The following is a 274-nucleotide window of genomic DNA, read 5'->3' as shown; positions in this document are numbered from 1 at the left end:
TATACGGGGGTCTCGTTACTATAAATATACCATAAACTGGGCAAAAACAAAAGAAATTGTGCACGAATGGGACTAAAACTGCACGAATTGCTGAAAAAGGCGGGAGAAGTAGTACATATTATAATAAGAAACCCCTTCCGTCAAAGCCTGCGGCTTTGCCACCTTTCCCAAGGGGACGGTAACCCTCTCAGCCCCGCCCCCACCTAGGGCGCACACCCCCTTTATGACAGAATTATGAATCTTTATAAACATTTTTGCAAAGGGCTTGACAGCA

1 protein-coding gene is annotated in these 274 nt (G+C 45.3%); it reads right to left on the bottom strand.

The window, feature by feature from the left end:
- Nucleotides 1-72: 72 nt before the first annotated feature.
- A partial coding sequence (locus tag QWJ41_RS21305; RefSeq protein ID WP_302710503.1) for a hypothetical protein occupies nt 73-274 on the bottom strand: 202 nt, incomplete at its 5' end.

This window comes from Nocardioides cremeus (assembly GCF_030518195.1).
GTDB classification, from domain to species: domain Bacteria; phylum Actinomycetota; class Actinomycetes; order Propionibacteriales; family Nocardioidaceae; genus Nocardioides; species Nocardioides cremeus.
This window is presented reverse-complemented; position numbering and strand designations above follow the sequence as displayed.